Source organism: Cognatilysobacter segetis (assembly GCF_004359965.1).
GTDB lineage: Bacteria > Pseudomonadota > Gammaproteobacteria > Xanthomonadales > Xanthomonadaceae > Cognatilysobacter > Cognatilysobacter segetis.
The window spans coordinates 1-7,554 of the sequence record NZ_SMRQ01000089.1 but is presented as its reverse complement, the minus strand read 5'-3'; the positions used below and the strand labels follow the sequence as shown (position 1 = coordinate 7,554).

The 7,554-nt window shown below is 71.9% G+C and carries 8 protein-coding genes; 4 read left to right on the top strand and 4 right to left on the bottom strand.

Going from position 1 to position 7,554, the window contains the following annotated elements; genetic code table 11:
* Both E4F61_RS13650 and tldD read left to right on the top strand, forming a co-directional pair.
* Positions 1–882 (top strand): YhdP family protein (locus E4F61_RS13650; RefSeq protein ID WP_274380539.1); only part of this gene is annotated, 882 nt, incomplete at its 5' end.
* A gap of 70 nt (positions 883–952) precedes the next feature.
* Entirely contained in the window at positions 953–2,410 is a 1,458-nt protein-coding gene (tldD, locus tag E4F61_RS13645) for a metalloprotease TldD (protein ID WP_133480171.1), read from the top strand.
* 19 nt (positions 2,411–2,429) lie between these two features.
* Here the strand turns inward: tldD and yjgA are convergent, their stop codons facing one another.
* Entirely contained in the window at positions 2,430–3,008 is a 579-nt protein-coding gene (yjgA, locus tag E4F61_RS13640) for a ribosome biogenesis factor YjgA (RefSeq protein ID WP_133480170.1), read from the bottom strand.
* An 84-nt stretch (positions 3,009–3,092) separates the two neighbouring features.
* Between yjgA and pmbA the strand changes: the two genes are divergently transcribed.
* A complete protein-coding gene (gene pmbA, locus E4F61_RS13635; RefSeq protein WP_162301500.1) occupies positions 3,093–4,472 on the top strand; it encodes a metalloprotease PmbA in 1,380 nt (459 codons plus the stop codon).
* Between the two features lie 71 nt (positions 4,473–4,543).
* Positions 4,544–5,005 (top strand): DUF4870 domain-containing protein, encoded by a 462-nt coding sequence (locus E4F61_RS13630; RefSeq protein ID WP_425480160.1) that lies wholly within the window; start codon positions 4,544–4,546, stop codon positions 5,003–5,005.
* A gap of 69 nt (positions 5,006–5,074) precedes the next feature.
* Here the strand turns inward: E4F61_RS13630 and E4F61_RS13625 are convergent, their stop codons facing one another.
* From E4F61_RS13625 to tilS, 3 genes are all read right to left on the bottom strand, one after another.
* Positions 5,075–5,956: a polyprenyl synthetase family protein gene (locus E4F61_RS13625; RefSeq protein ID WP_133480168.1), complete on the bottom strand. Its 882-nt coding sequence runs from the start codon at positions 5,954–5,956 to the stop codon at positions 5,075–5,077.
* A complete protein-coding gene (locus E4F61_RS13620) occupies positions 5,949–6,212 on the bottom strand; it encodes an exodeoxyribonuclease VII small subunit (protein WP_133480167.1) in 264 nt (87 codons plus the stop codon). The genes E4F61_RS13625 and E4F61_RS13620 overlap by 8 nt, the downstream gene beginning before the upstream one ends.
* Positions 6,213–6,294: 82 nt before the next feature.
* Positions 6,295–7,554, bottom strand: a 1,260-nt coding sequence (gene tilS / locus E4F61_RS13615; protein ID WP_133480166.1) for a tRNA lysidine(34) synthetase TilS, incomplete at its 5' end; no start/stop codon positions are given.

Genomic DNA, 7,554 nt, shown 5'->3' with positions numbered 1-7,554 from the left:
GCCGCGGCCGCCGCGTCGCCCGCCGCGATCGATCCCGGCAAGGTGCCCGCGCTGTCGATCGACGTCGACGACCTGCGCATCGGCCCGGCCCAGTTGGGCACGGCGAAGCTGCGCACCCATCCGACCGGCGCGGGCCTCGTGCTCGACCAGTTCGCCGCGCGCGGGCGTGCGCACCGGCTCGAGGCGTCCGGCGAGTGGGTCGGGCGCGGCGCGGCCGCGCGCACGCGCATCGCCGCGATCGTCGACAGCGAGGATTTCGGTGCGCTGCTCGACGGCTTCGGCTTCGGCGGCCGCCTCGGCGGTGGCAAGGGCAACCTGCATTTCGATGCGACGTGGCCCGGCGCGCCGTCCGACGTCGCCCTCGGCAACCTGCAGGGCACGCTCGCGCTCGATGCACGCAACGGACGCCTGCTGGAAGTCGAGCCGGGCGCCGGCCGCGTGCTCGGGCTGCTCAGCCTCGCCGAGCTCCCCAAGCGGCTGACGCTCGACTTCCGCGACTTCTTCGCCAAGGGTTTCAGCTTCAACCAGCTCGGCGGCAACATCCGTTTCGCGGGTGGCCTCGCGCGAAGCGACGACCTCGCGATCAAGGGTCCGGCCGCCGACATCCGCATCCGCGGCGCGGCCAACCTGCGTGCGCAGACGTTCGACCAGACGATCGACGTGCGCCCGAAGTCGGGGAACCTCCTGACCGCGGTCGGCGCGCTTGCCGGCGGCCCGGTGGGTGCCGCGATCGGTGCCGCGGCCAGCGCCGTCATGGCCAAGCCGTTCGGCAATTTCGGCGCCAAGACGTATCGCGTGACGGGGCCCTGGTCCGAGCCCAAGGTCGAGGTGATGACGCGCGAGCAGACGCGCGCGGTCGCCACCGCGCCCCCGGCCGGTTGAGGTCGCTCACACCGCGACGCATATAGTCCGGACGGGCCTTCGCCCGCTGCCTTCCTTTCCAGAGTGCCCGATGACGACATCGCTTCAGAACGCCGAATCCCGGCTGCTCACGCCCGCCGGCCTCGACATCGCTTCGCTCGACGGCGCGCTGGGTGCGCTGCTCGGTCCCGGCGTCGACTTCGGCGATCTGTATTTCCAGCACGCGCGCCGCGAGAGCTGGACGGTCGAGGACGGCATCGTCAAGGACGGCGCGCATTCCATCGAGCAGGGCGTGGGCGTGCGCGCGATCAGCGGCGAGAAGACCGGTTTCGCGTATTCCGACGAGATCGATGCGAAGGCGCTCCTTGAAGCGTCCGCATCCGCGCGTGCCATCTCGAAGGGCACCGTCGTGGCGACCGATGCGATCGCGCGCGATCGTCCGCTCGTGCGCGGCGGCGGTCGTGCGCTGTACGCCGCGTTCGATCCGATCGACGTGCTCGCCAACGAGGAGAAGGTCGAGGCGCTGCGGCGCGTCGACCGCCTGCTGCGCGCCGCCGACCCGCGCGTGAAGCAGGTGACCGTCAGCCTGTCCGGCGGCGTCGACACCGTGCTGGTCGCGCGCAGCGACGGCCACGTCGCCGCCGACGTGCGGCCGCTGGTGCGGCTCAACGTGCAGGTGATCGTCGAGCAGAACGGTCGTCGCGAGCAGGGCTATGCCGGCGGCGGCGGGCGTTACGGATACGCGGAACTGCTCGGCGGCGATCGCCCCGAGAAGCTCGCGCGCGAGGCGCTGCGGCAGGCGCTGGTGAACCTGGAAGCGGTCGACGCGCCCGCGGGCGTCATGCCCGTCGTGCTCGGCAGCGGCTGGCCGGGCGTGTTGCTGCACGAGGCGGTCGGCCATGGCCTCGAAGGCGACTTCAATCGCAAGGGCACGTCGACGTACGCCGGCCGCATCGGCCAGCGCGTCGCGTCGCCGGGCGTCACCATCGTCGACGACGGCACGCTGCCGGGCCGGCGCGGCTCGCTCAACATCGACGACGAAGGCATGCCGACCAACTGCACGACGCTGATCGAGGACGGCGTGCTGGTGGGCTACATGCAGGACAGCCTCAACGCGCGCCTGATGGGCATGGCGCCGACCGGCAACGGCCGACGCGAGTCCTTCGCGCACCTGGTCATGCCGCGCATGACCAATACCTACCTGCTCGCCGGTCCGCACGATCCCGAGGAGATGATCCGCTCGGTCAAGCGTGGCCTGTACGCGGTGAACTTCGGCGGCGGCCAGGTCGACATTACGTCGGGCAAGTACGTGTTCTCGGCGACCGAGGCCTACATGATCGAGGACGGCCGCGTCACCACGCCGGTGAAGGGCGCGATGCTGATCGGCAACGGTCCGGAAACGATGCAGAAGGTCCGCATGATCGGCAACGACCTCGCGCTCGACGAGGGCGTCGGCGTCTGCGGCAAGGACGGGCAGAGCGTGCCGGTCGGCGTCGGCCAGCCGTCGCTGCTGATCGAGGGACTCACCGTGGGCGGCACGAAGGCCTGAGCCTTCGCGCCGTGCGGCCTCACTCGTCCGCGTCGTCGTCCCGGTCGATGTCGAGTGCGTCGGCTTCGTCGCCGTCGCCCGACCCGAGCATCACGCCGCGCAGTTCGCGGAACAGCTCGCGGAACGCACGCGGCGGCTTGCCGCGCTTCTTCTCGTCCTGCGCATTGCGCACGAGCTGGCGCAGGCGCTGGCGATCGGCGTCGGGATGCATGTCCAGCAGTTCCGACAGCGCGTCGTCGCCGCCATCGACCAGCTTCGCGCGCCATGCCTCCACGCGGTGGAGTGCCGCAGCTTCCGCGCGGGAAGCGTCGCTCTTTTCATCGAGCGCGTCGCGCATGGCCTGCAGCTCGTCGTCGTCGAGCTTGCGCATCTGCTTGGCGAGGAACGCGAGCTGGCGCTTGTGCGCGATGTTCGAGGTGATGCGGCGCGTCTCCTCGATGTGCGGCAGCGTCGCCTCCGGTACCGGCACGCGCGCGAGCTGCGCCGGCGTCAGTTCGACGAGCGCTTTCGCCAGCTCCAGCACGTCCAGCGCCTCCCGCCGCTTCTGGCTGCGGCTGGGGCCCAGGAATTCACCGCTTTCTTCGTCGCGACCGCGCATCGTCATAATCCCGCGCGCGACCCGCGTCGCCACGCCTTGTACCGCCCGCGTACCGTCGCGGGCATGAGCACTAAGGATAGGACATTGAACGCCACCGCCACTTCGCCCGCCCTTTACGACGACAGCCGCGAGCGGCTCGACGCGCTGTCGGGCCTCTCGCAGCGGCTGCTCGAGCTCGCGCGCGATCGCGGAGCCACGCAGGCCGAGGTGAGCTGCTCGGAGGAGGCCGGCCTCAGCGTCAACGTGCGCATGGGCGAGGTGGAGACGGTCGAGTCCACGCGCGACCGCGGCATCGCCGTCACCGTGTATTTCGGACGCCGCAAGGGCAGCGCCAGCACCGCGGACCTGCGCGAGGAGAGCCTCGTCGCCACGGTCGAACAGGCCTGCGCGATCGCCCGATACACCGAGGACGATCCGGCCGCCGGGCTTGCGGACGCGTCGCTCATGGCCCGCGACCTCGCCGAGTTCGACAGCTGGCATCCGTGGGACGTGGACGCCGATCGCGCGATCGACCTCGCGCTCGCCTGCGAGCAGGCCGGGCGCGACGCGGATGCGCGCGTGGAGAACTCCGACGGCGCATCGCTCAGCAGCGGCCGCTCGCTGTCGGTGTACGCGAACTCGCACGGCTTCGTCGGCGGCGAGCGCGGCACGCACCACTCGCTGGGCTGCGCGCTGATCGCCGGCCGCGGCGACGCGATGCAGCGCGACGGCTGGTACACGTTCGGGCTGGCCTCCGCCGATCTCGAATCGCCCGTCGCGGTAGGCCGACGCGCGGCCGAGCGCGCGGTCTCGCGACTGTCGCCGCGCGGGCTGCGCACGGGCGACTATCCGGTGCTGTTCGCGGCCGACATGGCGCGTTCGCTGATCGGCCACCTGATCGGCGCGATCTCGGGCGGCGCGCTCTACCGTGGCGCGAGTTTCCTGGTCGACAGCATGGGCACGCAGCTGTTCCCGTCCTGGCTGTCGATCGACGAAAAGCCCTTCATGCGGCGCGGCCTGCGGTCGGCGGCGTTCGATGCCGAGGGCGTGGCGACGCGCGAGTCCGCGATCGTCGCGGACGGCGTTCTCCAGCGCTACGTGCTCGGCAGCTACTCGGCGCGCAAGCTCGGCCTGGAGACCACCGCGAACGCGGGCGGCGTGCACAACCTGGAGGTTTCGGCGAACGCCGGGGGCCTCGACGATGTCCTGTCACGCATGGGACGCGGCCTCCTGGTCACCGAGCTCATGGGCCACGGCGCCAACACGACGACCGGCGATTACTCGCGCGGTGCCGCGGGCTTCTGGGTCGAAGACGGCCAGCTGCAGTACCCGGTCGACGGCGTGACCGTCGCCGGCAACCTGCGCGAGATGTTCACGCGCATCGACGCGGTGGGCAGCGATGTCGACCCGCGCTCGCATGTCCGTACCGGATCGATTCTGGTGTCGCGCATGACCGTCGCCGGCGGCTCGACCGACGGCGGTTGACGCCGCCTTCACGCGGCGCGACAGTGGGCGCTGACGTCATTTCCGCACACAGGGAGAGAGCCATGAGCGACATCAACGACCCGTCGGCCGGTGGCACGCCGCCGCCGTATTCGCAGCCGTCGCCGCCGCAGGGCGGCACGTCCACGCATGCCAGTGGCATCGGCGCCGAAGAGCGCCAGTGGGCCATGTTCGCCCACCTGGCGGCGCTGGTCGGCGGCATCGTGACGGCCGGCTGGGCCGCGAGCCTGGGCTGCATCATCGGCCCGCTGGTCATCTGGATGATGAAGAAGGAGACGATGCCGTTCGTCGACGACCAGGGCAAGGAAGCACTGAACTTCAACATCACCGTCGGCATCGTGTTCCTGGTGCTGTGGATCCTCACCTTCGCCACGGTGGGTATCGGCATCCTGCTGACCGGTCCGATCATGCTCATCGTCGGCCTCGCCTGGCTGGTCGTCACGATCATGGCGGCCATCAAGGCCAACGAAGGCGTGGCGTACCGCTACCCGTTCGCGCTGCGACTCGTGAAGTAACCGGTTCTCCACGACCGAAAAAAAAGCCCGGCGATGCCGGGCTTTTTTTCGTCCGCAAGCGCGCGCTCGTCAGTGCGTGCGCGATACCGCGTACGACGCCAGCCGGCGCAGCGGATCGCTCCGCGACGGATCGAATCCGTCGAGTACCGCGTGCATCCGCGCGCGCAGCGCGTCGAGGCGATCCTTCGACGCCGCCAGCCCGATCAGCGCGGGAAAGGTCGCCTTGTCCTGCGCCGCGTCCTTGCCCGCGGTCTTGCCGAGCTGCGCGGTATCGCCCTCGACGTCGAGGATGTCGTCGCGCACCTGGAAGGCGAGGCCCAGCGCCTGCGCGAAATCGTCGAGCGACGCCAGCGATGCGGCGTCGGCGTTCCCGCAGAACGCGCCCATGCGCACCGCGGCGCGGATCAGGGCGCCCGTCTTGAGCGCATGCAGTCGCTCGAGGGCGTCGAGGTCGACATCCGTGCTGCGACCCGTGGCGTCCAGGTCGAGGGCCTGTCCGCCGCACATGCCTGAAGCGCCGGCGGCCTGCGCGAGCGTGCGCACGAGCGCGAGGCCGGCGTCCGGCGCGATGCGCGCGTCGGCGAGCACGTCGAAGGCGAGCGCCTGCAGTGCGTCACCGGCGAGCACGGCGGTGGCTTCGTCGAAGGCGACGTGCACGGTCGGCTGGCCGCGACGCAGCGCGTCGTCGTCCATCGACGGCAGGTCGTCGTGCACGAGCGAGTAGGCGTGGATCAGTTCGACGGCGACCCCCGACGCCAGCAGCGGTGGCTCGGGGGCGTCGAACAGGGCGCCGGTCGCGAGCGTGAGCAGCGGGCGCATGCGCTTGCCGCCGAGCAGCACCGCATGGCGCATCGCCTCGCGCAGCCGCGGCGGCGTGTCGGGCAGCGCGAGCGCCTGCGCCAGCGCGGCGTCGATCCGGCCGCGCCAGGCGTCCAGGCGGTCGTCAGGCATCGGGGCCGAGCGCGTCCGGATAGGGCTCGGCCGAGGACGGATCCTGTGGGTCGGTGAGCAGGCGCACACGCATCTCGGCTTCTTCCAACGCGGTCTGGCAACGCCGGTAGAGGCCGACGCCTTCCTCATACGCGGCGAGCGACTGGTCGAGCGTCATATCGCCCTTTTCCATGCGTTCGACGAGGCTCTCGAGCGCGTCCAGCGAACGTTCGAAATCAACGACGGGGGAGGGGGCGGGCGTGTCTTTGCGCGGCATGGGGGAAGTGTGGCGGCGCGCGCGCCGCGGGGTCAATGATGGCGCAGTGTGCGGCGTGCTGGGTTTCGCGCGGGTGAGGCCGTCACGCGCCGGGAGGCGGCGTCCATTGGAGCGTCGTCCCGGCGGCGCGCAGCAGCGCATCGAGGCGCGCACCGACGACGCGATCCCCGGCGGCGAGGACGTCGCCGCCATCGACGAGCAGCGGGAGTTGCTCGCGCAGCCAGGGCGGCACGCCCGCGGACTGCAACGCATGCTTCAGGGAATGCGTGCGCTCGCGGCCCGGCAGGCGGATCCGCTCCCCGCCGGCACGCGCGCGCACTCGCGTGCCCGGCGGCAGCGCGACGGCGGGTGAGACCTCGAGCCGGCCGCCGTCCGGCAGCGCGAGCGGCGTGAGCCCGTTCCACGCGAGGTCGAGCGACGCCCCGAGCGGACGCAGTACGCGTCCGCCGTGCAGCCGGCCCCGCCAGGCCCGGATCGTGGCGCCGTGCCAGTCGAAGCGCGCGCCGGCGTCGTCGCGCAGTCCAGCCAGCATCGCCTCCACCGCACGGACGCCCTGCGCCGGCAGCGGCGCCAACCCGAGGCCCGCCACCCACAGGCGCAGCACGCGCGCGCGACGCGCGGGCGTGGCCTCCCGCAGCGTCGCGGCGTCGAGGTCGCCTTCGACCGTGCGCGCGGCGCGAAGCAGCGCGTCGTCGTCGTGAGCCAGCAGGTCCGCCGCATCGGCGCAGAGCTGCGCGCTGCGGGCCAGCGCGGCGTCGGCATGCGGCCAGCGCTCGCGCAGCAGCGGAAGCACGCGGGCGCGCAGGAAGTTTCGATCGAAGCGCGTGTCGACGTTCGAGGGGTCCTCGACCCACTCGAGGCGGTGTGCGCCGGCGTAGTGCGCGAGCCGCGCGCGGGGCGTCGCGAGCAGCGGCCGCCACAGCCAGCCGTGCCCGAACGCGCGCCAGTCGCGCATCGCACGCAGGCCGTCGGGGCCGGACGCGCGGAGCGCGCGCATCAGGAAGGTTTCGGCCTGGTCGTCGCGATGGTGCGCGAGCGCGAGGATGTCGCCGCGGTCAAGCGCCGACGCCAGCGCGGCATGGCGCGCGCGCCGGGCGGCGGCTTCGGGCCCGTCGCCGGCCGGCTCGACGCATACGCGGATCGACCGCAACGGCACGTCGAGAGATGCACAGAGCCGCTCGCACCGGGCCTGCCAATCGTCGGCATCCGCATGCAGCCCGTGGTGCACATGGACGGCCCGCAGGCCGCGATCGCGCGCGGCGGGAAGCGAGGCCAGCGCATGCAGCAGCACCGACGAGTCGAGCCCGCCGCTGAGCCCGACGACGAACGCCCCCGGCGTCGA